General features: G+C 66.9%; 24 protein-coding genes. 14 read left to right on the plus strand and 10 right to left on the minus strand.

Annotated elements, in window-relative coordinates:
- Window positions 1-86: 86 nt before the first annotated feature.
- From LA521A_RS02490 to LA521A_RS02520, 7 genes are all read right to left on the minus strand, one after another.
- A complete protein-coding gene (locus LA521A_RS02490; RefSeq protein WP_281780812.1) occupies window positions 87-1,466 on the minus strand; it encodes a leucyl aminopeptidase family protein in 1,380 nt (459 codons plus the stop codon).
- A complete protein-coding gene (locus LA521A_RS02495) occupies window positions 1,463-2,179 on the minus strand; it encodes an HAD family hydrolase (protein WP_281780813.1) in 717 nt (238 codons plus the stop codon). The genes LA521A_RS02490 and LA521A_RS02495 overlap by 4 nt, the downstream gene beginning before the upstream one ends.
- Window positions 2,180-2,359: 180 nt before the next feature.
- Window positions 2,360-3,454, minus strand: a complete 1,095-nt coding sequence (locus tag LA521A_RS02500; RefSeq protein ID WP_281782165.1) for an AI-2E family transporter — start codon at window positions 3,452-3,454, stop codon at window positions 2,360-2,362.
- 35 nt (window positions 3,455-3,489) lie between these two features.
- A complete protein-coding gene (locus tag LA521A_RS02505) occupies window positions 3,490-4,005 on the minus strand; it encodes a hypothetical protein (RefSeq protein ID WP_281780814.1) in 516 nt (171 codons plus the stop codon).
- Window positions 4,006-4,021: 16 nt separating this feature from the next.
- Window positions 4,022-4,570 (minus strand): phage holin family protein, encoded by a 549-nt coding sequence (locus LA521A_RS02510; protein ID WP_281780815.1) that lies wholly within the window; start codon window positions 4,568-4,570, stop codon window positions 4,022-4,024.
- A 9-nt stretch (window positions 4,571-4,579) separates the two neighbouring features.
- Entirely contained in the window at window positions 4,580-4,918 is a 339-nt protein-coding gene (locus LA521A_RS02515) for a hypothetical protein (RefSeq protein WP_425494619.1), read from the minus strand.
- Window positions 4,919-5,115: 197 nt separating this feature from the next.
- The gene (locus LA521A_RS02520; RefSeq protein ID WP_281780816.1) at window positions 5,116-6,546 is read right to left on the minus strand and encodes a trypsin-like peptidase domain-containing protein; all 1,431 of its coding nucleotides are present in this window, start codon (window positions 6,544-6,546) and stop codon (window positions 5,116-5,118) included.
- 585 nt (window positions 6,547-7,131) lie between these two features.
- Here LA521A_RS02520 and LA521A_RS02525 point away from each other — a divergent pair.
- The 7 genes from LA521A_RS02525 to LA521A_RS02555 all read left to right on the plus strand — a co-directional run bounded on the left by LA521A_RS02525 (window position 7,132) and on the right by LA521A_RS02555 (window position 14,726).
- Window positions 7,132-9,285, plus strand: coding sequence for an adenosylcobalamin-dependent ribonucleoside-diphosphate reductase (locus tag LA521A_RS02525; RefSeq protein WP_281780817.1), 2,154 nt, complete (start codon window positions 7,132-7,134; stop codon window positions 9,283-9,285).
- Window positions 9,286-9,418: 133 nt separating this feature from the next.
- Window positions 9,419-10,099, plus strand: coding sequence for a hypothetical protein (locus LA521A_RS02530; RefSeq protein ID WP_281780818.1), 681 nt, complete (start codon window positions 9,419-9,421; stop codon window positions 10,097-10,099).
- A gap of 97 nt (window positions 10,100-10,196) precedes the next feature.
- The gene (locus tag LA521A_RS02535) at window positions 10,197-10,988 is read left to right on the plus strand and encodes a TSCPD domain-containing protein (RefSeq protein WP_281780819.1); all 792 of its coding nucleotides are present in this window, start codon (window positions 10,197-10,199) and stop codon (window positions 10,986-10,988) included.
- Between the two features lie 72 nt (window positions 10,989-11,060).
- A complete protein-coding gene (locus tag LA521A_RS02540; protein WP_281780820.1) occupies window positions 11,061-12,446 on the plus strand; it encodes a PIN-like domain-containing protein in 1,386 nt (461 codons plus the stop codon).
- Between the two features lie 425 nt (window positions 12,447-12,871).
- Entirely contained in the window at window positions 12,872-13,375 is a 504-nt protein-coding gene (locus LA521A_RS02545) for an REP-associated tyrosine transposase (RefSeq protein WP_425494620.1), read from the plus strand.
- A 408-nt stretch (window positions 13,376-13,783) separates the two neighbouring features.
- Window positions 13,784-14,044, plus strand: a complete 261-nt coding sequence (locus tag LA521A_RS02550) for an XAC0095 family protein (RefSeq protein ID WP_281780822.1) — start codon at window positions 13,784-13,786, stop codon at window positions 14,042-14,044.
- 250 nt (window positions 14,045-14,294) lie between these two features.
- A complete protein-coding gene (locus tag LA521A_RS02555) occupies window positions 14,295-14,726 on the plus strand; it encodes a hypothetical protein (RefSeq protein WP_281780823.1) in 432 nt (143 codons plus the stop codon).
- An 89-nt stretch (window positions 14,727-14,815) separates the two neighbouring features.
- On the opposite strand, the gene LA521A_RS02560 is transcribed toward LA521A_RS02555, so the two are convergent.
- Window positions 14,816-15,094 carry a hypothetical protein gene (locus LA521A_RS02560; RefSeq protein ID WP_281780824.1) on the minus strand — a complete coding sequence of 93 codons (279 nt, stop codon included), beginning with the start codon at window positions 15,092-15,094 and terminating at the stop codon, window positions 14,816-14,818.
- Window positions 15,095-15,285: 191 nt separating this feature from the next.
- Here LA521A_RS02560 and LA521A_RS02565 point away from each other — a divergent pair, with 191 nt between their 5' ends.
- Window positions 15,286-15,618, plus strand: coding sequence for a hypothetical protein (locus LA521A_RS02565; protein ID WP_281780825.1), 333 nt, complete (start codon window positions 15,286-15,288; stop codon window positions 15,616-15,618).
- 3 nt (window positions 15,619-15,621) lie between these two features.
- Here the strand turns inward: LA521A_RS02565 and LA521A_RS02570 are convergent, their stop codons facing one another.
- On the minus strand, window positions 15,622-16,173 hold the full coding sequence (locus LA521A_RS02570; protein ID WP_281780826.1) for a cupin domain-containing protein: 552 nt from the start codon (window positions 16,171-16,173) through the stop codon (window positions 15,622-15,624).
- Window positions 16,174-16,407: 234 nt separating this feature from the next.
- Between LA521A_RS02570 and LA521A_RS02575 the strand changes: the two genes are divergently transcribed.
- The 5 genes from LA521A_RS02575 to LA521A_RS02595 all read left to right on the plus strand — a co-directional run bounded on the left by LA521A_RS02575 (window position 16,408) and on the right by LA521A_RS02595 (window position 22,418).
- On the plus strand, window positions 16,408-17,271 hold the full coding sequence (locus LA521A_RS02575; RefSeq protein ID WP_281780827.1) for a peptidoglycan DD-metalloendopeptidase family protein: 864 nt from the start codon (window positions 16,408-16,410) through the stop codon (window positions 17,269-17,271).
- A gap of 28 nt (window positions 17,272-17,299) precedes the next feature.
- The gene (locus LA521A_RS02580; RefSeq protein WP_281780828.1) at window positions 17,300-17,470 is read left to right on the plus strand and encodes a hypothetical protein; all 171 of its coding nucleotides are present in this window, start codon (window positions 17,300-17,302) and stop codon (window positions 17,468-17,470) included.
- Window positions 17,471-17,798: 328 nt separating this feature from the next.
- Complete coding sequence (xylB, locus tag LA521A_RS02585) at window positions 17,799-19,334, plus strand: xylulokinase (RefSeq protein ID WP_281780829.1); 1,536 nt, start codon at window positions 17,799-17,801, stop codon at window positions 19,332-19,334.
- A gap of 46 nt (window positions 19,335-19,380) precedes the next feature.
- A complete protein-coding gene (gene xylA, locus LA521A_RS02590; protein WP_281780830.1) occupies window positions 19,381-20,712 on the plus strand; it encodes a xylose isomerase in 1,332 nt (443 codons plus the stop codon).
- 275 nt (window positions 20,713-20,987) lie between these two features.
- Window positions 20,988-22,418, plus strand: coding sequence for a sugar porter family MFS transporter (locus tag LA521A_RS02595; protein ID WP_281780831.1), 1,431 nt, complete (start codon window positions 20,988-20,990; stop codon window positions 22,416-22,418).
- Between the two features lie 42 nt (window positions 22,419-22,460).
- Here LA521A_RS02595 and LA521A_RS02600 read toward each other — a convergent pair whose 3' ends face one another.
- Window positions 22,461-23,594, minus strand: coding sequence for a LacI family DNA-binding transcriptional regulator (locus LA521A_RS02600; protein ID WP_425494554.1), 1,134 nt, complete (start codon window positions 23,592-23,594; stop codon window positions 22,461-22,463).
- A 35-nt stretch (window positions 23,595-23,629) separates the two neighbouring features.
- On the opposite strand from LA521A_RS02600, the gene LA521A_RS02605 reads away from it, so the two are divergent.
- Complete coding sequence (locus LA521A_RS02605; RefSeq protein ID WP_281780833.1) at window positions 23,630-25,837, plus strand: alpha-glucuronidase family glycosyl hydrolase; 2,208 nt, start codon at window positions 23,630-23,632, stop codon at window positions 25,835-25,837.
- Window positions 25,838-25,840: the final 3 nt, after the last annotated feature.

A 25,840-nucleotide genomic window follows, 5' to 3' on the forward strand; every position in this document is an offset into this window, starting at 1 on the left:
CCCCAACCCCTCTCCCGGCGGGAGAGGGGCTTCACAGCTCGTCGGTCCAGGACAGCAATAACGACCCGGACCAGCTCAGCTGGACGTCAAACGCCCGCGTACTGCTTCAACAACGCATACGCGCCGCGCAGGCCCTGCGCTTCGCCGCCGGCCGGACGGCCCGGGCGGTCGTTGTCGTTCCAGCTGTACACGTCCAGGTGCGCCCACTTCTGCGTCGGCGGGACGAAGCGGTCCAGGTACACCGCGGCGGTGATCGAGCCGGCCATCTTCGACGGCCCGCCGTTGGCGATGTCGGCCACGTTGCTGACGAGATAACGCACGTACGGGCGCCACAGCGGCATGCGCCACAGTGGGTCGCGCAGCTGCATGCCGGCGTCGAGCCACTGCTGCGCCACGCCTTCGTCGTTGCTGTACAGCGCCGGCAGGTCCGGGCCCAGCGCGATGCGCGCCGCGCCGGTGAGCGTGGCGAAATCCAGCAGCAGCACCGGCTGCATCTCGGCGGCGTAGGTCAGCGCGTCGCAGAGGATCACGCGGCCTTCGGCGTCGGTGTTGTCGATCTCGACCGTGACGCCCTTGCGTGTGTCGACGACTTCGCCCGGACGGAACGCGTTCGGTCCCACCGCGTTCTCCACCGCCGGCACCAGCAGCGTGATGCGCAGCGGCAGCTTGCGCGACATCACCAGCTCGGCGAGCGCGACCGCGTGCGCCGCGCCGCCCATGTCCTTCTTCATGTTGCGCATGCCGTCGGCGGGCTTGAGGTCCAGACCGCCGGTGTCGAAGCACACGCCCTTGCCGACGATGACCACGTGCGGGTGCGACTCATCGCCCCAGCGCAGCGTGATGAGCCGCGGCGCGCGATGGCTCGCGCGGCCGACGGCGTGGATCGCCGGGAAGTTCTGCGTGATCAGGTCGTCGCCGCTGACGACTTCGATGCGCGCGCCGAAGCGCTCGGCGATCTCGCACGCCACCTGCTCCAGCTGGTCCGGACCCATGTGCTCGGTCGGCGTGTTCACCAGGTCGCGCACGCGCACGCACGCGGCGAGCTGCGCGAACGCGTCCGCATCGCCCTGCGCGATGGCGAGCTGCGCCGGCGCGCGCAGCGGCTGGCGGTAGCGGGTGAAGCGGTACGCGCCCAGACCCCAGCCCAGCTGCAACGCGTTGCGCGCGTCGGCCGGCAGCTCGCCCGCCAGCGCGAACGTGCGGGCCGGCAGCGCGTACGGCGCGTGGCCGTAGGCGAACGGATCGAGCGTGTCGCCCACGCCGATGACCGCGCCGGCGATGCCGCCGTCGCTGCCGGGCAGGGTGATCGCGGAGAACGGCGAGCCGTCGAAGCCCTGCGCGTCGAGCCATGCGCCGACGTTGGCCGGCTGCGCCGAACGCCAGGTGGCCAGGCCGTCGCGCGTGACGACGTGCAGCGGCAGCGCGTCGGAGGAGGAGGTGTCTGCGAATCCGGACGGCAGGCTCATGCGGCGGCGGTTTCCATCGGTTGCGCCGCGTCCAGCCAGTCGGCCAGTTCGGCGAGGGTGGTGAATTCGAGATCGGGGCGCACGTCCTCGTGCGGCCATCGCGCGCCGATGCGGTTGATCCAGCAACTGCGCAGCCCCGCGCGGTGCGCGCCGACGACGTCCATCTCGATGTCGTCGCCCACGTGCAGCACTTCGTGCGGCGCGAACGGGAAGCGGCTGCACGCGGCGTGGAAGATGCTCGCGTCGGGCTTGGGCAGGCCGTGCTCGCGCGCGCCCAGCTGGAACGCGAAATGCGCGCCGATGCCGACGCGGATCAGGTCCGCGTTGCCGTTGCTGATCGCCGCCAGCGGCACGCGAGCGGCCAGGCGCACGAGCGCGTCGAGCGTGTCCTCGTAGAACTCCACGCGGTTGCGCTCGTCGTAGAAGGCCTCGAACGCGGCATCGGCATGCAGCGGATCGTCGCCGGCTTCTTCCATCGCACGCACCAGGCTCAGCTTGCGCAGCTGGCTGAAGTCGTGGGCGAGGTCGGGGCGCTCGACGTACATGCGTTCGCGCAGCTCGCGCATCGCCTCAATCGGGAAGCGCTGCGCGGTGAGGGGGCAATGCGTGGTGAGCCAGTCGTGCAGCACGCGTTCGACCCGCGCACCGATCGGCGCGAAGGGCCATAGCGTGTCGTCGAGGTCGAGGGTGATCGCGCGGACGGGGAAAGCCATCCGGCGATTTTAGCCCCAGCGGGCGGGGTGCTCGCGCGCGGATCCGGCGAGGCCGCGAGGCGGAGGTCGCCGCATGCGTTCGCTCTTGTAGCCCGGGTAAGCGCAGCGCACCCGGGGCCCCAGCGCCTTCCCGGGTGCGCTGCGCTTACCCGGGCTACCCACGCTCGCCGGCCACTGCCCTCACTCCAGCAACCGCGCCCACCCCGTCAGCCCTTCGACCCGCGCCAGCACCAGCTTCACGCACACCAGCAGCGGCACGGCGAGCAGCAGGCCGACGATGCCCCACAGCCAGCCGAACACCATCAGCGCCAGGATCAGCACCAGCGGCGACAGCCGCATGCTGTGGCCCAGGATGATCGGCGTGATGATCTGGCCTTCCAGCGTGTGCAGCGCGAGGTAGATGCCCGCCGGCAGCAGCGACGGCCACAGGTCGTCGAAGGCCACGAAGCCCATCAGCAGCATGATGATGATGCCGATCAGCGGCCCCACGTACGGGGCGAAATTGAGGATCGCCGCCATCGTGCCCCACAGCAGCGCCTCCTGCATCGGCACGCCCAGCCAGTACAGCGCGCCCGACAGCGCCAGGCCCAGGCAGGTGTTGATCACGGTGATCGTCAGCACGTAGCGCGAGATCGCGCCTTCGATCGAGGTCAGGATCTCCACCGTCAGCTTCTTCTGCTGGCGCGTGGGCAGCAGCGCGATCGCGTTTCGCTGCAGTTGCTGCCCGTACACCATGAAGAAGAACGTCAGCAGCACGACCGCCAGCACCGACGCCACGCGACGCGGCGTCGCGGTGAGGATCTTGAAGGGCTCGTTGGCTTCGGTACGGATGACCTGCACCGGCCGGCTCGTGCTTTCGCCGCCCGCGGCGCGCGCGATGTTCTGCGCCGCCTTGTTCGCATCGAGCATCGGCTTGTAGAGATCGCGCAGTTTCGGCGCGACCTGCTTCATCTCGCGCGGCACCTGGCGGATCCATTCGCCGGCCGGTTCGATCAGCTGGTTCCCCAGCGCGCCGGCGGCGAACAGCCCGCCCAGCAGCACGATCAGCGCGCCGAGGAAGCGCGGCACGTAGAGCCGTTGGAAGCCGCGGATGATCGGGTTGCCGATCAGCGCGAAGAACATCGCCAGCAGGATGGGCAGCACCAGTTCCTGCGCGGCCCACAACGTGAACCCGACGGCGAGCGTCGCCAGTACCAGCGCCGCGCTGGACGAGCGCGGCCGCGGCGTGGGCGGCGGACTGGGAGGAAGCTCGCCGTCCTCGTCGAGCGCTGCGATGTCGTCGTTCGTGGCGGCAACCGGGGGACGTGCGCTCACGGGCCCACCTGGTCGACGGTCGCCGTGCGCGCGGCACGTGCACGCGTTTCGGCCTGGGCGAGCGCGTAGGCCTCGTCCTCGAAGTCGTCTGCGACCGCATCCGGGTGCACGCTGCCCACCGGCGCGACGCCCGCGCCCACCGCCCCGCGCGCGGCGAGCGCGTCGGCGACGGTCAGGTTCTCGCCGCTGGCGACCTGCTCGCTGACTTCGCTGGCTTCCTCGGCGGCGACCTTCGCGCTGCCGCTGGCCACCAGCGTGGACACCATCGAGATCATTTGCAGCAGCCCGCCGCTCTTGCCGACCGCCTTCATCGGTTCGGCGCGTCCGACCAGGAAGCCGGCGGCCAGCCCGGCGGTGACGATGCGCCACGGCGTCCACGCGGCGAGCCACGAGGATTTGAGGTGGCGGATGTCGGCCACGACTTCGCGCTCGCGCGTCTCCACCACGTCCTCGGCCTGGTGGACCTTGGCGATGAGCTGCTTGAAGGTCGGCTTTTTCTGCTTGATCGCCATGTGACGTGCCTGCGGATCAGGGCGGGGTGATGTCGATGTCGTTGCTCTGCTGCTTCGGCATCTGGTCGACGTTCTCGCGCAGGTCCTTTGCGGTTTCGCGTGCGGACTGCGGCGAGTCCGGCGTCGGCATCAGGTCGGACAATTCGCCGATGCCCAGGCGCGCCAGCTGCCGGCGCGTGGCCTGCAGGCGCGTGTGATCGAAGTAGTGCATCGCGCGCCAGCCGGCGTAGGCGGTGACGACCAGGCTGATCCCGGCGGCGATCAGCATCGACATCAGCCACGACAACCCCATGTTGCGCAGCAGCGCGACCAGCGTGGCCATCAGGAACAGCCACGCCGATGCACCAAAGGCGACGGCGACGCCCGCGAAGGCGAGCGCGCGTCCCATCGCGACGCGCGCCAGCGACAGGTCGGCCGCCATCAGCGAGCGCAGGGCGCGCGCCGAATCGGCGGCCGCGCCCAGGCTGGCCTTCGCGGTGCTGCCGATATCGCGCAGCGACTCGGCGAAATCCGGCGGCGGCTGGTCCGCCGGGTCGTGATCGCGGCGCTCGTCCCCTTCGCTCACGTTCGCGGCTTACTTGTCGCTGCTGCGGCCGAGCTTCGCGAGGATCCATCCCGCAGCGAAGGCGACGCCGAACGAGGCGAGCGGACGCTCGCGGATGAGCTCGGCGGCGCTGTCGACCAGGTCGCGGCCCTTGTCCATCAGCGCGTCCATCTGCTCGCGCGCGGCGCCACCGGCGTTCTCGGCGGCGGCCAGGCCGGCGAGCGCGCCATCGGCGAGGTCCGCCTTGACGTTCGCCTTGCCCACGCGCAGCTCCTCGCCCGCGGCCGAGGCCGCATCGCGCAGCGCGGCGCCGGCGTCGCTGGCGGCCTGCTTCACGTGGCCACCGGCCTGCGACAGGTTGCTGCGCACGCCGTCGGTGTAGTTCGACGCTGCGCCGGTGCCCGTGCCAGAACCGGCATTGGTGCCCAGGCTGGCGCCCGGACCGGTGTTGATGGCGCTGCCGCCGGGGTTGGTCGGATCGATGGGGGTATTCATTCGAGCGGCTCCTGACTGTCTAAGGGCGTGTTTCGAAGGCGTGCTTTGCGCGGCGCAGCGGACGCGCGGCCTCACTGCATCAGCAGGTCGGCCCGCCGGTTGCCGCGGAGAATGCGCAGGACCAACTGTGCCGGACGCTGCGTGAAGCTCGCGCGGAAGCCGGGCAGGTCTTCGAAGTTCCCCGCGCTCGATGCGATCACCACATCGTCCTTGCGCAGGCCGTTGGTTTCGGCGCGACTGCCGCGTGCCACCGACTCCACCATCACGCCCGACAAGCCCGCCTGGCGCAGGCGTTCGGGCAGGTCGGCGAAGCTCGCGCCGGTGAGGCGCGCGTCGAGCTCGGTTCCCACGTACGCCTTGGGCTGTTCGCGCAGCGAGGTGGTCAGCGTCAGCGGCTTGCCGTCGCGACGCACGTCCAGCGTGATGCGGCTGCCCACCGCCTGCAGCCCTTCGAAGTTGCGCAGCGCGTCGCGATCGTCGATGCGCTCGCCGTTGGCCGCGAGGATCACGTCGCCCACCTTCACCCCGGCGCCCGCCGCGGCGCCGCCGGAGAACACCTGCGTCACCACCGCGCCGCGCGCTTCGTCCAGGCCCAGCGCCTGCGCGAGGCGCGCGTCGACGTCCTGCGATTCCAGCCCCAGCGTGCCGCGGATCACGACGCCGTTGTTGGCGATCAACTGGCCCATGATGTTGCGCGCGAGGCTCGTGGGAATCGCGAAACCCAGGCCGATGTTGCCGGCCATCGAGCCGCGCGGGTTGAAGCTGGCGGTGTTGATGCCGACGAGCTCGCCGTTGAGGTTCACCAGCGCGCCGCCGGAATTGCCGGGATTGATCGACGCGTCGGTCTGGATGAAGTTCTGGAAACCCAGCCCGCGCAGGCCGCTGCGGCCCACCGCCGACACGATGCCCGAGGTCACCGTCTGGCCGATGCCGAACGGGTTGCCCACCGCGACGACGAAATCGCCCACGCGCAGCGCGCTGGAATCGGCCAGCGGCAGCGCGGTGAGGTTCTGCGCGGGAATGCGCATCAGCGCCACGTCGGTGTCCGGATCGGAGCCGACGAAATCGGCCTTCAGCGTGCGGCCGTCGGCGAGCGTCACCGACACCTCGTCGGCGCCTTCGATCACGTGGTGGTTGGTCAGCACGAAGCCCTGTTTGGCATCGACGATGACGCCCGAGCCGAGCGACTCGTTGATCCGCTCCTGGGTGAGCTCGGGGAACATGCGGCGGAACATCGGGTCGCCGCCGAACGGGCTGACCCGCACGCGCTGCTTGGTGTGCACGCTGACCACCGCCGGCGTCACCTTCGCCAGCATCGGCGCGAGCGAGGGCAGCGGCTGGCCGCCGACCACCGCCGGCAGCGCGGCGACGGTCGGTGCCGTGACGGCCGAGGCGGGCGCGGCCTGAGCCGGCGCTTCCAGGCCGTCGCGGATGGCGGTGGCGGCGAAGCCGCCGAAGGCGGCGGCGAGGGAGAGGGTAAGCAGGGTCGGCAGCGGGCGCATCGCGTCGGTCGCAGGCAGGTGGATTGGGGTTGCGCGGGAGGCCGGATCGGCGCGGCGATGGGCTTTCGCCGTGTCCGCCGCTCCCCGTCGCGGAGGCATTCAGTTTCCCTGAACGGCATTAAATACGCGATGAAGTTTTTCGCCGCGACAGCCCCGCGCAGGGCACTTCGGCGGGCTCCCGCGCACGTTCGCGCCAGCTTCGGCAAGCGTCTTCGTGACGCTGCTTGACCGCCATCACAGCTGTGACTGTCATCGAAAAATCCGTTGACACATCCCGGGGGCGGGGGTAGCTTGGGCCCTCGCCTCGCGCCACTACATCTAGTGGTCGCGGTGGCGGCGGAAACCCAAACTTGGGGTTTTCGGCTTGATTTTTGCTGATCGTCGGCACCTTCGGGGGAAGGTCCGTGGCGGAGCAGGATGAGCGAGACGAATCTTCAAAACCCATGCCGTCGCGACCGCTGAAAACGCGGTCGTGGGCATAGCCGTCGGCGCCCTTCGTACGGACGCCAGCGGTGCGGTAGCCACTACATAAGAATCCACGGCGGCAAGGTTCAGGGCCCGGACCGCCATTGAAAGGAGACAGGCATGAGCACAGTGCGCCTCGAGGCGGTCAAGACAGCCGCGGCCGAGCGGGAAATCCCGATGCAGCCCGCCTCCCAGGACATCTGGGACAAGAAGTACCGGCTCAAGACCAAGAACGGCACTGCGGTGGACGCCGACATCGACGCCACCTACCAGCGCGTCGCCAAGGCGCTGGCCGAAGCCGAGCCGACGCCCGAGAAGCAGCAGTACTGGAACGAGCGTTTCGTGTGGGCGCTGCGCCGCGGGGCCATTCCCGCCGGCCGCATCACGTCCAACGCCGGCGCGCTCGAGCACAAGCCTGCGACCTCGACGATCAACTGCACCGTGTCGGGCACCATCGAGGACTCGATGGACGGCATCCTGGAGAAGGTGCATGAAGCCGGCCTCACGCTGAAGGCCGGTTGCGGCATCGGCTACGAGTTCTCGACGCTGCGCCCGCGCGGCGCGTTCGTCGCCGGCGCCGGCGCGTACACGTCGGGACCGATGTCCTTCATGGATATCTACGACAAGATGTGCTTCACCGTGTCCTCAGCCGGCGGTCGCCGCGGCGCGCAGATGGGCACGTTCGACGTCAGCCATCCGGACGTGAAGGACTTCATCCGCGCCAAGCGCGAGGACGGCCGCCTTCGCCAGTTCAACCTGTCGCTGCTGATCACCGACGGCTTCATGCAGGCGGTGGAGAACGACGCCGACTGGCCGCTGGTGTTCCCGGTGAACATCAAGGAGCGCGGCGACCTCGACGTCAACGACGCCAACCAGGTCGTGTGGCGCGACTGGCCGACGCACCGCAACTACATCGTGCGCGACGACGGCCTGGTGGCCTGCAAGATCTACGGCCACATCCGTGCGCGGCACCTGTGGGACATGATCATGGTCTCGACGTACGACTACGCCGAGCCGGGCTTCATCCTCATCGACCGCGTCAACGAGATGAACAACAACTGGTGGTGCGAGAACATCCGCGCCACCAACCCGTGCGGCGAACAGCCGCTGCCGGCGTACGGCGCGTGCCTGCTGGGCTCGGTCAACCTGACCAAGTTCGTGCGCGACCCGTTCACCGACAAGGCCTCCTTCGACTGGGAGGAATATAAGGAAGTCGTGCGCGTGTTCACCCGCATGCTCGACAACGTGGTCGAAGTGAACGGCTTGCCGCTGCCGCAACAGCGCGACGAGATCATGCGCAAGCGCCGCCACGGCATGGGCTTCCTCGGCCTGGGCAGCACGGTGACGATGCTGCGCATGAAGTACGGCAGCAAGGAATCGTGCGAGTTCACCGAGCGCATCGCCCAGGAAATGGCCGTGGCCGGCTGGGAAATGGGCCTGGCGTTGGCGAAGGAAAAGGGCGCCGCGCCGATCATGGAAGAGCGCTTCGAAGTCACGGCCGAAATGCTGCGCAAGCGTCCGGAAATGAAGAAGGACGGCTGGAAGGTCGGCCAGGAAATCCCGGGCCGCGTGCTGCACGCCAAGTACAGCCGTTACATGCAGCGCATCGCCACCGTCGCGCCGGAACTGGTCGACGAGCTCGCCGACACCGGCGCGCGCTTCACGCACCACAGCTCCATCGCGCCGACCGGCACGATCTCGCTGTCGCTGGCCAACAACGCGTCCAACGGCATCGAGCCGTCGTTCGCGCACCACTACAGCCGCAACGTGATCCGCGAAGGCAAGAAGTCGAAGGAAAAGGTCGACGTCTATTCGTACGAGCTGCTCGCCTACCGCGAGCTGGTCAATGCGAAGGCGATGCCGTTCTCCGAGGAAGCCGACGCGCAGCTGCCGGACTACTTCATCGCCGCCGACGACATCACGCCGAAGGAACACGTCGACGTGCAGGCCGCCGCGCAGAAGTGGGTGGACAGCTCGATCTCCAAGACCGCGAACGTGCCCACGGATTACCCGTACGAGCAGTTCAAGGACATCTACCGCTACGCGCACCAGCAGGGCCTCAAGGGCTGCACCACCTTCCGCTTCAATCCCGCCGCCTTCCAGGGCGTGCTGGTGAAGGAAGCCGACCTTGAGAACACCACCTACCGCTTCGAACTGGAAGACGGCAGCGTGCTGGAAGTGAAGGGCAACGAGCAGATCGAATACGACGGCGAAATGCACACCGCCGCCAACCTGTTCGACGCACTCAAGGAAGGCTATTACGGCAAGTTCTGAGCCTTGGCCGTCATCCCCGCGAAAGCGGGGACCCAGCGACGTTGATCTTCAAGCTTCATCGCGGAGAACCCGGCCGGAAGCCCATTCACCTTCCGGCCCGCAGCAGGTTTAGAGTCGCTTCGCAGCACCTGTTTTGAGCAAGCGTTTAGCAAGGCCCCGGTTACCGCAACGCCTTACGAATGAGACGCCCGTCAGGAGGGCATACATGAGCAATGGCAACGGAGTGACGGCGACCCTGTCGCAGGCCGCCGACAACGTGAAAGAAACCGTGACCACCTTCAGCAGTGTCGTCATGCAGCGCGCCGATGAAGCGGTGGAAGCGGCGCGCAAGAACGTTCGCAAGGCCACCAAGGCCGCCAAGAAGGCCGTGGGCAGCGCGAAGAAGAAGCTGGAAAAGGCCTCCGCCGACGCGAAGAAGGAAGCCGCCACCCTGCGCCGCGAAGCGACCGCCGCGCGCAAGAAGGCCGCCAAGAAGGTCAAGGCCGCACGCAAGGCGGGCAAGACCGACGTCGCGCAGGCCAAGGGCACCGCCAAGCGCGATGTCGCCGCCGCCAAGCGCAAGGCCGCCAAGAAGACGACGAAGGCGAAGAAGACGCTGGCCGTCACCCGCGGCAAGACCGCGGCCAAGACGACCGCGAAGAAAGCCGCCAAGAAGGCCGCGACCAAGCGCACCGCCACGCGCGGCGCCGCGGTTCGCAAGGCCGTGAAGAAATCCGCCGCAACGACGGCGAAAAAAGCGCCGGCCCGCAAGGCCGCCGCGAAGAAGGCAGTCAAGCGGCCCACCAAGAAGGCCGTGAAGAAAGCTGCCAGGTAAGTCAGCAAGCCCCGATTGGTCGCCGCGCCCACGCGGCGCGGCGACCGCATTACTACATAACTAGACCGAAAGATTCACCGCACCAGGAGCGGGTCACATGGCCGTCAAGATCGACAAGAAAATCAAGGGTTACAGCGTCGTCACGCCGGAAGACAAGGCGAAAGAGGCCGCAAAGCCCGTCGCCGCGCCGGTCGCCGAGCTGCCCACGGCCGATGTCATCCAGATGCACGAGCGCATCGAGCGCCCGGAGATTCTGGTGGGCTCCACCTACAAGATCAAATCGCCGCTGTTCGAGCACGCGCTGTACGTGACCATCAATGACATCGTGCTCAACGCCGGCACCGAACACGAGCTGCGCCGTCCCTTCGAGATCTTCATCAACTCGAAGAACATGGACCACTTCCAGTGGATCGTCGCGCTCACCCGCATCATGTCCGCCGTGTTCCGCAAGGGCGGCGACGTCACCTTCCTGGTGGACGAAATGAAGGCCGTGTTCGACCCGCGCGGCGGCTACTGGAAGCCCGGCGGCGTCTACATGCCCTCGCTGGTCGCCGAACTCGGCGCCATCGTCGAGGACCACCTCAAGTCGATCGGCCTGATCCACGATCCCGAGATGAGCGACGCCCAGCGCGCACTCATCGCCGAGAAGCGCGCGGCCTACGCGCAGCTCTCAAAAAAAAACGGTGAAGTGAGCGGGAACCCGGCGGGGGATCTGTTCCCGGAGCCGCGCGTTGCTGACGAACCGCGTTCGGAAGATGTGGAAGTCACGGGCGAGGGGGCTGCGTTTCCGCCTTCTGCCACCATGTGCCATAAGTGCTCGACGAAGGCGGTCGTGATTATGGATGGGTGTGCTACTTGCTTGAATTGTGGCTACAGCAAGTGCGGTTGAAGTTCTAAAATTTTCAGACAGGCCGGGCACGTCTATGCCCGGCCTTTTTCGTTGAAGCGACAAGGAAAGGCCTTGAAGCGAGCATTCTCTAGTTTTAGGCGCCCCAGCGAAGAGCAGTTCGATGAACTGTGGAGGAAGGGCGTGCTAGTGGTCGACACAAACATCCTCCTTCAGCTGTATCGAGTTCCTGAGGCCACCCGAAAGGAAATTCTCGACATTCTTAGGGCGCTAGGTGATCGGTTGTGGGTTCCTCATCACGTAGGGCTCGAGTTCGAACGAAATCGCCTTGGCGTCATCGCCTCCGCGAGGAAACAAGCTGACGAGATTCTCCAGGACTTTGCTGGCCTTGAAGGGCTATCAGACAAGATCCGCGCGCTTGAGCTGGATAAGCGCGCGATCGGCGTTGAAGAGGAGCCGCTACTGATCGCACTTCGTGCGGCGCGTGAGAAGGCCTGCGAAGTCATGCAAACAGTGCGCGAAAGCCACGTCCAGCTCTCTCATGATGATCCGATTCGAGACGCCATTCATGACCTCTACACGGGGCGCATTGGCGACGCCCCTGTGGACCAAGGAGCTGTTGACGATATGGAGCGCGACGGGCAGCGCCGCTTCGACAATCTCGTTCCTCCGGGCTTTCGCGATGCGGGCAAGGACGCGGCTGCGTATGTCGCTAAGGGGCTGCGTTATCAAAGAAGGTTTGGCGATTACGTTGTCTGGCGACAAACTGTTGATTACGTGAAGGCTCATGGCGTTAGCCATCTGATGTACGCGACTTTAGACAACAAAGAGGACTGGTGGCACAGGCTTCAGGGGCAAACAGTCGGTCCGTTGCCTGAGCTAGTTCACGAGATGCAGTCTGCAGGGGTCGAAGTATTCTGGATGTACAACCTGCAGCAGCTTGTGGAGCAAAGTAAACGCATGGGTGTCGCGGCGGTATCAGACACGACCTTGCAAGAAGTGCAAGAAGTTCAGATGCGTGCAGACCTGATGCCGGAAGGCGAAGGTGCTGACGAGTATGTAAAACTCGAACGGCCGCTGTCGGAGTACTCGGAGCGGGAAGCAGCCGTTGCAGAGTGGCTCAAGCAACGAAATATCATCGCGCAGCCGTCTGGGCTGCTTGCGCCCGATCTAGTAGCCAAGACAGCCGTCGGGAGCGCCGGATACGAGGTGATCTCGTTACGTAGGCCGCAAGATGCGCTTGCTCATTTCGAAGGGCTCATCCAGGCGCAAGATTCGATCAAGGCGGAGGCCGATGTTAGCGAACTGCACGTCTTCTTCGTCGATGGCAACTACGCAACCAATGCTTGGGCTTTCTCCGAAAGACTGAGCGATCTAGCCACGAAGTACGTGAGGAATGGCCGCATCGCGTCGATTACCGTCGGCTATCTCCACAAAGGAAGACTGATCCTGAGCGACTATGCGAGGCACCCTGATTCAAGACTTCATGGGGCCCGCTAAATGCGCGACACTCAACCTAAATCCCATCTCTGAGCAAACAAGAAATGGATCCGAAGCATGAGGCGTGGCTCGATGATGCGCTGGTTAAGCATCGTAGACTTACGGACGTCGTGCGCCCGCTCGTGGAAGGCCACTTAAGGGATGCAAGAATTCCGTTCCTTGCAGCCAGCGTAGCCCGGGTGAGCGAAGCGCCCCCCCGGGGCCTTCCGCGCAACAGGACTTCATGCGCTCCCCGGGTGCGGCCTTCGGCCTTACCCGGGCTACAAGAGCTGGGTGCGTTGAGGTGATCGGGCGGTTGTAGCCCGGGTAAGCGAAGCGCACCCGGGGGCTTTGGCATTCCCTGACAACGCGACGCGGCATTTCCCGTGCGACTGTTGATCCTCGCCTGTCCACGATGATGGCCGGTGATTCGGCCGGGCGTTGGAATGGTGCGGTATCGGCGGAACCGCGTTTGCGGCGGGAGGTACTTCTTCACGGTAACGCTTCGCGATCGACGAAGCGATCTGCTGGTCCGACACGTGAACGCGCTGCGAGCGTCATGGCGTGACGCGCACGCTCGCGTCGCACACGACGTGCTCGCGGCCGTGGTGATGCCGGACCACCTGCATGCCGTCATCCGCATGGACGACGGCGCCGACGATTACCCGCGGCTCTGGCAAGAGATCAAGAAGGGCTTCTCGCGACGTTTGCCGCGCGCGGGCCCTTCGCCATGGCAGGCGCGCTTCTGGGAACACACGATCCGCAACGAGGCGGATCTGCGCGCGCATGTGGATTACGTGCACTTCAATCCGGTGAAACACGGCTACGCGTCGAGCGTCGTCGACTGGCCGTTCTCGTCGTTTCACCGGTATGTGCGCAATGGTGCTCTGCCGCTCGATTGGGGTGGGGATGTTGCAACGCCTGGCATCAAGGTTGCGGGCGAGCCGTAGGCGTTTGTAGCCCGGGTAAGCGGAGCGCACCCGGGGGCTTTTGTTGATGCGCCGGAAAGGTTGCCCCGGGTGCGCTTCGCTTACCCGGGCTACAAGAGCGTCGCGATTTGCGACGTGGCTACCGCTCGCGAGTTCTTCGCATTGATGTGCGCTTACGCGGTGGCGAACACTCTCCCTCGGAGCTTAAGAACTCCTGGAAGCGGCACCCACCTCCGTCAAATCGGTGGGTTTTTTGTGCCTGGAGAAGTGCCGGCGCAAACTCCGACGTAGTCGCTTTGCGTCGGGAAGGGGCAGCAATACAACACCCGCAAGGGGAAAGCTGCCCGGCCGTCCTTTCAGCGGTTTCTTAACTTCCCGACACCCTTGCGGCCAACCCGCAAGGCTTTCCCGTTGTCAAAGGAGCGACTCATGCGAAAGCACCGCCGTCCGGCGCCATCCCGATCCACCTGTTACGTCATCAGCGATTCCGCGCGCGACACCGTCACGCGCACGCGCGATCAGTTGCTGCTCCTCGCGTGCCTGAGCGCCGCGCGCATCCGCCACGACGCTGCCGAACTGGAACTGTCCCCCGACGCGCTGGTCACCATTTTCCAGCGCCTGTGCAACGACCTGGACCACGCGTTGCGCGACATGAAGATCGGGCTGCCGGCAGCGGGACAACCGGCGTAGCCGAGCCCGGAGCGCGGAGCGCCCAGCGGATCGCTCCGGACGCCGGGCATTGCGCTCGGCAAGCCGGGCAAATCGCTCGGCGCGCCAAGCTCAGAGGTCGGTACATCGAGCAGTTGCGTCCGCGCACCGAGCTTTCCGCGCCGTTGATGGATCGCGAGGCCCCTTGTGATCGACGCCTGCGAAGTCGTGCGCGCTCTAAGAGCGGCAACACTCCGTCGAGTAACCTCGCGAGCGACACCAGGGAGCGCACATGGAGTCTAATCCCTACCTGCCGCCGCGTTCGCCTGTGGACGCGGCGGCATCCGACACCGGCGTGCGGCTCAGTCGGGCGTATCGGGTGGCGAACATCGTCTACGTCGTGCTCAGTATCACGTTGACGGGGCTACTGCTCGCCACCGGGCCGGTCCCGTTGGATCGCCGAAGCGCAAGCGTTTTCCTCTACTTCTACGCGCCGGTGCTGTGCTTCCTCGTGTTGCGATGGGCCACGCCCGCGGTGGCGCGGTGGTGTGTCGGCGCTTACGGGCTCTATCTGGTGTATCTGGTCGGCGTGTTCGTGTGGAACATGAGTTCGCACAATCCGGATGTCGGCATCGGCGCGGTCATTGTCGGGATCAACGGCATCGCGCTGGTGGCGGCGTTGATGCAGCTTCGTCGCCGTGACGAGGCGCCCGACGGGAAGTAGCGCGGATACACGCCTTCGTAGCCCGGGCAAGCGAAGCGTACCCCGGTTGCGTGACGGCATGCAGGCGTTCCCCGTTGCGGCCTGCGACGCTACTCCGCCGTAATCAGATCCACCCACGTGATCCAGTCGTCGGTGCGCGAGTGGAACGGCTCGACGAGCGTGCGCGCGCTGTCGACGGGCAGGCCGTTCTCGAAGCCCGCATCGGCCAGGCGCTGCTCGAGTTCGGCGGCGATGCGCTGGAACGCCTCCTTCAGCGCGGCGCGGTTCGGATGCGTGACGATCATCGCGCGCAGCAGGCATTCCATGGCCAGGATCTGCGCCGAATGCAGCACAACGGCGCTCTCCAGTGCAGTGATCTGTTTCTTCACGAAGACTCCTTGGTCGTCAGGTCGAACGTAGCCTTCCGGATGTGAATGCATCGCGAGAGACACGATGGTTTTCCGCGTTCGCGGAAGAGGCCCTTTGCGTACTGTGGCGAATGTCGCCGCGTGCCGATACTCACCGCCGCGTGACGCGCCAGCGGCTATCGATTGCATCCGCGAATCGAAACCTGCACGCCATGCCCGCATTGCTCACGCCCGATCAGCGCTACATCGTCGTGCGAGGCCGCCTGTGGCGCGCCGCCAACCCGGCGCTGGCGGCCACCGAGCGCGATGCGCTCACGCGCCGGCTGATGAACGCGCGGCGTGAAGTCGCCGCTGCACAACGCGTTGGCGACGCTGAACGCCTTGCGCGGGCGCGGGGCGAAGTGGATGCGGCGAAGGTCGCGCTCGGTGAGCGTGGCGCCGTCTGGTGGACCGACGGCGCGCCGGACCTCAACCGCAAACTCGTGAAGAACACACCATACGCGACGTGGTTCGACCGCGCCGCCGCGTCCGGTCCGGCGCGCTGACGCTCAGGGCTCGTCTTCCCACGCCGTCGCCGAGTCGAAGATTGTCGGCTTCAGCGGAATCTGATCGGCGAACTTGAGTTCCAGCCGCGTCGCGCGCGCCGCGATGTCCAGCGCGGTCGGCGCGGCAATCTGCGTCTGCGCCACCGGCGCGGGCGTCGCGGGCACGAGCAACGGCTTGCCCTTCTCGACCACGTACGTCGCCAGTTCCGCGCTGCGGCCGGTGCCGACGTTCACGACTTCGTGGTTCACGCCATACGGGATGAACAACGCGTCGCCCTGCTTCAGCGTCACCGGCGCGCGGCCTTCCAGCCGGTATTCGAGCGCGCCTTGCGTGACGTAGACGATCTCCTCGCCGTTGTGGTGATGGTTGCCCGCGACGACGCCGGGCTCGAACGCAACCAGCACCTGCACGACTTCGCGGCCGGGAATGGAGAGGTCCTCGCGCTGCAGATCGGTGCGGTGGATGCCCGGCGCCTGCGCATGCGTGACGACGGGCAGGGCGAGGGCGGCGATCGCGGCGAGCAGCGCGGCGGCAAGGGCGGGGGAGGGCTTCATGGCGGATTCCTCGTTGGGGTGTGGCCATTCGAACGCCGCCGCGTATCGGCACTGTGTCCCCGCGCTGGGCGATTTGTATTGGCCTGTAGCGGCGAATCTGCGCGCGCCCAGCACCACGCGTGCAACGAGAACTTTGCGCCTGCCGCAACCGGCGCGCGCCCGATAACCTCGCCGGCCCGCCCATGGGCGCTGCGCATCACGCCCGGCATGGGCGCTTCTCCGGCAGGTGTCCTCGTGCGTCGATCCGCAATCCTCGTGCTCTCCCTGTGCGTGTGCGCGTGCACGCCCGCGACGGTCAAGGTGTGGCCATCCAACGGCACGCCGGTGGCGTCGAACGGTGGCGACATCGTGGTGCAGCTGGGCGATTCGCTGTTCGCGCTCGCGCGGCGCCACGGCGTCAGCGCGATCGACCTCGCGCAGGCGAACGGCATCGCCGAGCCGTACCTGATCCATCCGGGCGACCGCTTGCGATTGCCCTCCATCGCGTCGTCCGGCGCGGTACGCGCGCCGAGCGCACCGGTCGCGCAGGCGGTGCGCACGGAACCGCTGCCCGAAGCGCCCATCGCGAAACCACCCGTCGCCAAACCGGCCGTTGCGACGACGAAACCCGTCGCGAGCAGACCCGCCGCAGCGGCCGCGACCACGGCGAAACCCGCCGCGACGAAAGCGACGACGGCGAAGGCGACCGCATCGACGACCACCACGACGAAGCTCGACGGCGACGCGAAATCCGCCTGGCACTGGCCCGCACAGGGAACGCTGGTGAACGTGCCGGCGCGCAACGATGCCTTCGCCTACGCGCTGGACATCGCCGGCACCGCGGGCAGCGCGGTGCGCGCGGCGTCGGCGGGCCGCGTGCTGTATTCGGGCGAAGGCTCGGCCGGTTACGAGCAACTGGTGGTGATCGAGCACCCCGGCGGTTGGGTGTCGAGCTATTCACACAACCGCAAGCGCCTGGTTCGCGAAGGGCAGGTGGTGGCCGGCGGCACGCAGATCGCCGAAATGGGCCGCGTCGGCGCGAACCGCGACATGTTGCATTTCGAACTCCGGCGCGCCGGGCAACTGATCGATCCGCGCACCGTCCTTCCTCCGCGCTGACACGCGCCTTCTCCGAAAGGAACGCACGATGGGCCTTACGCCTCCGAGTTTCCCGATGTTCTTCATCGCCACGCTGGCCGGCGGCGCCGGTATCGCGGCGTGGCTGGGCTTCCTGTCGTTGCCGGCGACGTTTGCGTTCGTGCTCGTGGCGATCGCCTTCGCGCTGCTGTGGGTGGCGTGCGTGTTCCGGGGTCTGTAACGGCGCCACTGGTAGCGCTACCGGCGCGTCGGCTCGATCTCGAGCCGGCGGAGGCCGCCCGAGGGAACTGCGACGCCCGTCGCAACGGTGGGCCAGCACGGCGTCCGTCCCGCCTGAATAGCGCCGCCTCGCGGCGCCGCAGCATGGGCAAACCATTGTCGGTAAAGGATTTCCGCACTGCAGCAAGGCTTTTTTCTCATCGCTGGTAGAGTGCATGCCACCTACGGGATCCCTGCTTCAACGTCATGTCACAGCTGGTCGTCGTTTCCAGTGCGGATGTCTCCTGCCGCAAAATTGTTAGCGCTAACTTTTCTGGAGCCGGACGCGCATGAGCGCAGCAGCACGCCCCGCGGAAGCGTTGTTCATCGGCCTGGACGTCGGCACCCAGAGCGTCAAGCTCGTCGCCTACCACGCCGCCTCGCGCCGCATCGTTGCCACGCACGGCCAGCCGCTGGAACTCATCGCCGGTAACGACGGCAGCCGCGAACAGGAAGCGCAGTGGTGGATCGACGCCATCCGCGCCTGCTTCGGCAAGCTCGATCCGGCCCAGCGCGCCGCCGTGGTGGCCATCGGCGTGTCGGGCCAGCAGCACGGTTTCGTCCCGCTGGACGCGCAGGGCAACGTGCTCGCGCCGGCCAAGCTGTGGTGCGACACCAGCACCAGCGGCGAGTGCGACGAGATCATGTCGGCCGCCGGCGGCGAAGCGACGTGCGTGACGCTCGCCGGCAATCCGATCCTCGCCGGTTACACCGCGTCGAAGCTGCCGTGGACGCGCAAGCATCGCCCCGAGGTGTACGCCAGGCTCGCGACGATCCTGCTGCCGCACGACTACGTGAACTTCTGGCTCACCGGCCAGCGCTGGATGGAATACGGCGATGCGTCCGGCACGGGCTGGCTCGACGTGCGCACGCGCACGTGGTCGCGCGAGATGCTCGCCGCGACCGACAGCGATACGAACCTCGCCGACTTCCTTCCCCCGTTGGTCGAAGCCGATGCGAGCTTCGGCATCGCGTCGAATATCGCCGATGAACTCGGCCTGCCGCACGGCGTGATCGTCGCGGCCGGCGGCGGCGACAACATGATGGCCGCCATCGGCACCGGCAACGTCGCGCCCGGCGTGCTGACGATGAGCCTGGGCACGTCGGGCACGCTGTTCGCGTGCGCGGATTTCCCGGTCGTCGATGAAAACGCAGGCTGGGCCGCATTCTGCTCGTCCACCGGCGGCTGGCTGCCGCTGATCTGCACGATGAACTGCACCGTCGCGACCGAGAACGTCGCCAAAATGTTCGGTTTCTCGACCCGCGAAGGCGATACCGTGCTGGAAGGCACGAAGCCCGGCGCGGACGGCCTGGTGATGCTGCCGTTCTTCAACGGCGAGCGCACGCCGAACCTGCCCGATGCGCGCGCCAGCCTGCACGGCATGGACATGGCGAACCTCACGCGCGGCAACGTCTATCGCGCGGCGATGGAAGGCGCGACCTACGCGCTGCGCAACGGTTTCGATGCGCTGCGCAGCGCCGGCATGACGTTCGACTCGATCCGTCTCACCGGCGGCGGCAGCCACAGCGCGACGTGGCGGCAGATGGTCGCCGACGTGTTCGACCTGCCGGTGCAGGTGCCCCAGCAGGCCGAAGGCGCGGCGTTCGGCGGCGCGTTGCAGGCGCTGTGGGCGTTCGAACGCGCGAACGGCAACGGCACCTCGATCGCCGACATCGCGCGCGACCACGTGCAGGTCGATGCGTCTACGGCGGCGAAGCCCAACGCCGACGCCGTCGCCGCGTATGCCACGCATTACCAGGCCTTCCTGACATACCTCGACGCGGCGCAGACGCTGTACGCGCCGCATCCGAACACCGCGCGCTGAGCAACCACGCGCGCCTCCATCCACGACCAGAGCGACTCCCACGAACATGAGCAACCACTTCATCGGCGCCAAGGAATACTTCCCCGGCATTGGCCGCATCCCGTTCGAGGGACGCGATTCGAACAACCCGCTGGCCTTCAAGGTCTACGACGCCAAGAAGAAGATCGGCGGCAAGACGATGGAGGAGCACCTGAAGTTCGCCGTGTGCTACTGGCACACGTTCACCAACGCCGGCCACGATCCATTCGGCCCGGGCACGCGCAAGTTCCCGTGGGAAGGCGCCACCGCGATGCAGACGGCCGAAAACAAGGTCGACGCCGCGTTCGAATTCATCACCAAGCTCGGCGTGCCGTACTACTGCTTCCACGACGTGGACCTCGCGCCGGACGCGGAAGACATCGGCGAGTACGAAAAGAACCTCAAGCACATGGTCGCGCTCGCCAAGCAGCGCCAGAACGACACCGGCGTGAAGCTGCTGTGGGGCACGGCGAACCTGTTCTCGCACCCGCGCTACATGAATGGCGCGTCGACCAACCCCGACTTCAACGTCGTCGCGCGCGCCGCCGTGCAGGTAAAGGCCGCGCTGGATGCGACCGTCGAACTGGGCGGCGAGCACTACGTGTTCTGGGGCGGCCGCGAAGGCTACGCGAGCCTGGTGAACACCAACATGAAGCGCGAGGTCGAACACTTCGCCCGCTTCCTGACGATGGCGCGCGACTACGGCCGCAGCATCGGCTTCAAGGGCTACTTCTTCATCGAGCCCAAGCCGATGGAGCCGATGAAGCACCAGTACGATTTCGACAGCGCGACCGTCGCCGGCTTCCTGCGCCAGTACGGCCTGCACAACGACTTCAAGCTCAACATCGAGGCCAACCACGCCACGCTGTCGGGCCACACGTTCGAGCACGACCTGCAGGTCGCGTCCGACCACGACCTGCTCGGCTCGATCGACGCCAACCGCGGCAACGCGCAGAACGGCTGGGACACCGACCAGTTCCCGACCGACCTGTACGACACCGTCGGCGCGATGATGGTCGTGCTGCGCCAGGGCGGCCTCGTCGGCGGCCTGAACTTCGACGCGAAGGCGCGCCGCGAGTCGACCGACATGGAAGACCTGTTCATCGCGCACATCGGCGGCATGGACGCGTTCGCGCGCGGCCTGGAAGTGGCGCACGCGCTGCTCAACGACTCGCCCTGGGAAACCTGGCGCAAGGAGCGCTACGCCAGCTTCGACAACGGCGCGGGCGCGGATTTCGAACGCGGCAAGCTTGGCCTGGCCGACCTGCGCGAGCTGGCCGCGAAGAACGGCGAGCCCAGGCAGATCAGCGGCAAGCAGGAGCGCTACGAGAACCTGCTCAACCAGTACCTGCTGCGCTGAGGCGCGGGCGGGATCCGGGATGGAAGACCTGTCTTTCATCCCGGCGAGGAGTTAAAACAGCGTCATTCCCGCGAAGGCGGGAATCCAAGTGTCCGATGCGTCACCACCGCCCAAGCCGGTGACGCGTGTGAGAGATGGATCCCCGCCGGGTGCGCGGGGATGACGTGAAAGGCGGGGGCAGCGCGTGGGGGAAGCTCGCGCTGCCGGATCGACTGGACGCGCGGTGGCTTCACCTTCCCGAATCCAAACCCGACTCCTTCAAACGAGACACGCGAATGAACAGCGCCACGCTCGAAGGTTCCAGATCCGCTAGCGCGGAAAACACCCGCTTCATCGTTCTTGTCAGTTGCGTCGCCACCATCGGCGGCTTCTTGTTCGGCTTCGACAGTGGCGTGATCAACGGCACCGTCGACGGCCTGCAGCAGGCGTTCCAGTCGACCAAGGCCGGTCTCGGCTTCGAGGTCGCCTCGATGCTGCTGGGTTGTGCGATCGGCGCGTTCTTCGCCGGACGCCTGGCCGACCGCTGGGGGCGCCGCTCGGTGCTCATCATCTCGGCCGTGCTGTTTCTGATCTCCGCGCTGGGTTCCGGCGCCGCCACGAGTTCGGCGATGTTCGTCGCCGCGCGCGTGATCGGCGGTTTCGCCGTCGGCGCGGCGAGCGTGATGTCGCCGGCGTACATCGCCGAAGTGGCGTCGGCGCGCTATCGCGGACGGCTCGCCACCGTGCAGCAGATCGCCATCATCGGCGGCCTGTTCTGCGCGTTCCTCAGCAACTTCCTGCTCGCGAAAACCGCGGGCGCCTCCACGCAGCCGCTCTGGCTGGGCCATGAGGCGTGGCGCTGGATGTTCTGGATGATGGCCTTTCCGTCGGCGCTGTTCCTGGTGCTGCTGCTGACCATCCCGGAAAGCCCCCGCTATCTGGTGGTGAAGAAGCGCAAGGACGACGCGCTGGCCGTGCTCACGCGCCTGTACGGTGCCGACGAAGCGCAGACCAAGCTCGCCGAGATCGACGCCTCGCTGTCGGTCGACCACCATCGCCCGCAGCTGTCGGACCTGATCAACAAGACCACCGGCAAGATCCGTCCGATCGTGTGGATCGGCATTGGCCTGGCGACGTTCCAGCAGCTGGTCGGCATCAACGTCGTGTTCTATTACGGCGCGGTGCTGTGGCAGGCGGTGGGTTTCTCCGAAAGCGACGCGTTGCTGATCAACGTGCTGTCCGGCGCGCTGAGCATCGGCGCGTGCCTGGTCACCGTGCTGCTGATCGACCGCATCGGCCGCAAGCCGCTGCTGTGGATCGGTTCGGTCGGCATGGCGGTGTCGCTCGCCGCGATGACCGTCGCCTTCGCCAGCGCCTCGCTGGATGCGAACGGCAAGCTGATGCTGTCCGATTCGATGGGCACGCTGGCGCTGATCGCGGCCAACGTCTACGTGATCTTCTTCAACGCCTCGTGGGGCCCGGTGATGTGGGTCATGCTCGGCGAGATGTTCCCGAACCAGATCCGCGGCTCGGGCCTGGCGGTCGCCGGCGCCGCGCAGTGGACCAGCAATTTCGCCATCACCGTGACCTTCCCGATCCTGCTGGCCGGCATCGGCCTGGCCGGCGCCTACGGCATCTACACCGTGGCGGCGATCGTGTCGGTGTTCTTTGTCCTGAAGTACGTCTACGAGACCAAGGGCAAGGAACTGGAGCAGATGGAAGGCTGACCCATGGCGCGCCCGGGTTCCGTCAAACCGACTCGGGCGCGCTCAGCCGCCGCTGGTGTTTTTGGCCGGCGGCGCCACGGAATCGCGCTTGCACAGCTGGTGCGCGACGACGTGGTCGACCACCACGCGCGTGGTCTTGTCCTTGCGACGGATGCCGCGCAGCAGGATGTCGATGGCCGAATCGGCCATCGAAGCGATGGGCTGATGGATCGTGGTGAGTTCCGGCCACACCGTGGTCGCGGCGGACGTATCGTCGAATCCGACCACCGACAGGTCGCGCGGCACGTCGAGCCCGCGCCGGTGCGCGACGGACACCACGGCGGCGGCCATGTCGTCGTTGCTGGCGAAGATCGCCGTCGGCGGCTTCTTGTGGGCGAGCAGCTTCTCGCCCGCTTCCAGGCCGGAGCGGTAGGTGAAGTAGCCCTGCTGGACCAGCGCGGCGTCGATCTCGAGCCCGGCCTGCGCGAACGCGGCCTGGAAACCTTCGAAGCGCCGCGCGCTCGCGGTCTGGTTCGGATGGCCCTTGATGTAGCCGATGCGCGTGTGGCCGAGCGAGATCAGGTGCGCGGTGATTTCCTGGCTGGCGCGGAAGTCGTCGATGCGCACGCAGGAGATTTCCTGGCTGAAGCGTCCCGACGCGATGGCCACCACCGGCACGCCGGCCGACAGGAATTCCGACACCACCGCCTTGGACTCGCACAGCGGCGGCGGCAGGATCACGCCGGCGACGGACTTGCTCATCTCGCGCGCGGCCGCGCGCTGCGCGTCGGCGTTGTAGGTGTCCCAGCTTTCGATCATCAGCTGCGCCGCGGTGCGCGCCGCGCCGCGAAGCGCACCCACCAGCAATTCGCGCAGGTACGCGGAGCTGGGGTTGGTGTAGATCATCGCCACGCGCGTGTGCTGCGCCGCAGCGAGCGAACTGGCGGCGAGGTTGGGCGTGTAGCCCAGTTCCTTCACCGCGCGCATCACGCGTTCGCGCGTGCTGTCGCGCACCTTGCCCTGTCCGTTGACCACGCGCGAAACGGTCATCGGCGACACGCTCGCCAGCACCGCCACCTCGTCGATCGTCACGGCGGCGCCCTTGCGGCGCAGCGATTTCCTCGGCTTCTCCAACGTTCGTTCCTTTTGTCGGGCTGCGGTCGCGGATGCCGCACCGGGCGGCGAACGTTCTGTCATTCGTTCAACCAGGACTGCGCATGAGAGCTTTGCACATGGTACGGGCATCCCGCACGCCCGGCGACAGCGTACACGCCGCCCGGCAGCAATTCGGCGTCCTCGCCCTTGCGCTGCTCCTGCTCGCAGCCCTGCTGCTCCCACGCCCCGCACTGGCCGAAGACGGCTACGACCTGTGGCTGCGCTATCGCCCCATTCCCGAAGCCGATGCGGTTGCGTACCGGGCGCGCGTCGCGCAGCTGGTCGCCCCGGCCGCCACGCCCACGCAGCAGGCCACGCGCGATGAACTCGTCCGCGGCCTCGGCAGCCTGCTCGGCGCGGCGCCCGCGCTCGGCGACACCGCGAACGTCGACGGTGCGCTGATCGTCGGCACGCCGGCCTCGTCGAAGCAGATCGCGGGGCTCAAGCTCGCCACGAAGGACCTCGGCGACGAGGGCTATCGCATCCGCAGCGTGACGCTCGACGGCCGCAATGCGATCGCCATCGCCGCCAACACCGATGCCGGCGCGATGCATGGCGCCTTCCACTTCCTGCGCCTGCTGCAGACGCGCGAGCCGCTGGCCTCGCTCGACATCCGCGAAGCGCCGCGCACGCAGCTGCGCATGCTCAACCACTGGGACAACCTCACGCGCCACGTCGAGCGCGGTTACGCCGGCGAATCGATCTGGGACTGGCACAAGCTCCCCGACTATCTCAGCCCGCGCTACACCGATTACGCGCGCGCCAACGCGTCCATCGGCATCAACGCCACGGTGCTCAACAACGTCAACGCGAGCGCGCAGCAGCTCACGCCGATGTACATCGAAAAGGCCGCGGCGCTGGCGAACGTGTTCCGCCCGTACGGCATCCGCGTGTTCCTGAGCGCGCGATTCAGTGCGCCGGTGGAGATCGGCGGCCTGAAGACGGCCGATCCGCTCGACCCAAAGGTACGCGCGTGGTGGAAGGCGAAGGCCGACGAGATCTACAAGGCGATTCCCGACTTCGGCGGTTTCCTGGTGAAGGCCAATTCCGAAGGACAGCCCGGTCCACAGGATTACGGCCGCACGCATGCCGACGGCGCCAACATGATGGCCGACGCGGTGAAGCCGCACGGCGGCATCGTGATCTGGCGCGCGTTCGTGTACTCGCATGAAACGCCGGACGATCGCGCGAAGCAGGCGTACAACGAGTTCGTGCCGCTGGACGGCAAGTTCCGCGACAACGTCATGGTGCAGGTGAAGAATGGCGCCATCGACTTCCAGCCGCGCGAGCCGTTCCATCCGCTCTTCGGCGCGATGCCGAAGACGCCGCTGATGATGGAATTCCAGATCACCAAGGAATACCTCGGCTTCGCCACCCACTTGGCGTACCTGGGCCCGCTGTTCGAAGAAACCCTGCGCGCCGACACCTACGCACGCGGCAAGGGATCGACCGTGGCGAAGGTCGTCGACGGCGAGCTGCACCGTTACAGGCTCACCGGCATGGCCGGCGTGGCGAACATCGGCAGCGACCGCAACTGGAGCGGCTCGCACTTCGACCAGGCCAACTGGTACGTGTTCGGCCGGCTCGCGTGGAATCCCGAACTCTCCTCGCGCGACATCGCGCAGGAATGGACGCGCATGACGTTCTCCAACGACGACGACGTCGTGCAGCCGGTCGTGGCGATGATGATGGGCTCGCGCGAGGCGGTGGTCGATTACATGACGCCGCTCGGCCTGCACCACCTGATGGGCCGCAGCCATCACTACGGCCCGGGACCGTGGGTCGAAGGCGGCCCGCGCGCCGACTGGACCAGCGTGTACTACCACCGCGCGTCGAAGGACGGCATCGGCTTCGATCGCACGACACGCGGCAGCGATACGGTGTCGCAATACGCCAGGCCGGTCGCCGCGCAGTTCGACGATGCCGCGAAAACGCCGGAGGAATTCCTGCTGTGGTTCCACCACCTGCCGTGGGACTACACGACGAAATCCGGCCGCACGCTGTGGGATGAACTCGTCGTGCATTACTCGCGCGGCGTCGACAAGGTGCGCGACATGCGCCGCACCTGGGACGGCCTGCAAGGCAAGGTCGATCCGGAACGGCATGCGCAGGTCGCCACGTTCCTGTCGATCCAGGAAAAGGAAGCGCAGTGGTGGCGCGACGCCAGCATCGCGTACTTCCAGACGTTCTCGCAGCGCCCGCTGCCGGAAGGCCTGGCGCCGCCCGCGCATCCGCTGGACTACTACGAATCGCTCGAATTTCCGTTCGCCCCGGGGAATGGCTGAACC

The sequence above is a fragment of the Lysobacter auxotrophicus genome, assembly GCF_027924565.1.
Taxonomy (GTDB): Bacteria; Pseudomonadota; Gammaproteobacteria; order Xanthomonadales; family Xanthomonadaceae; genus Lysobacter_J; species Lysobacter_J auxotrophicus.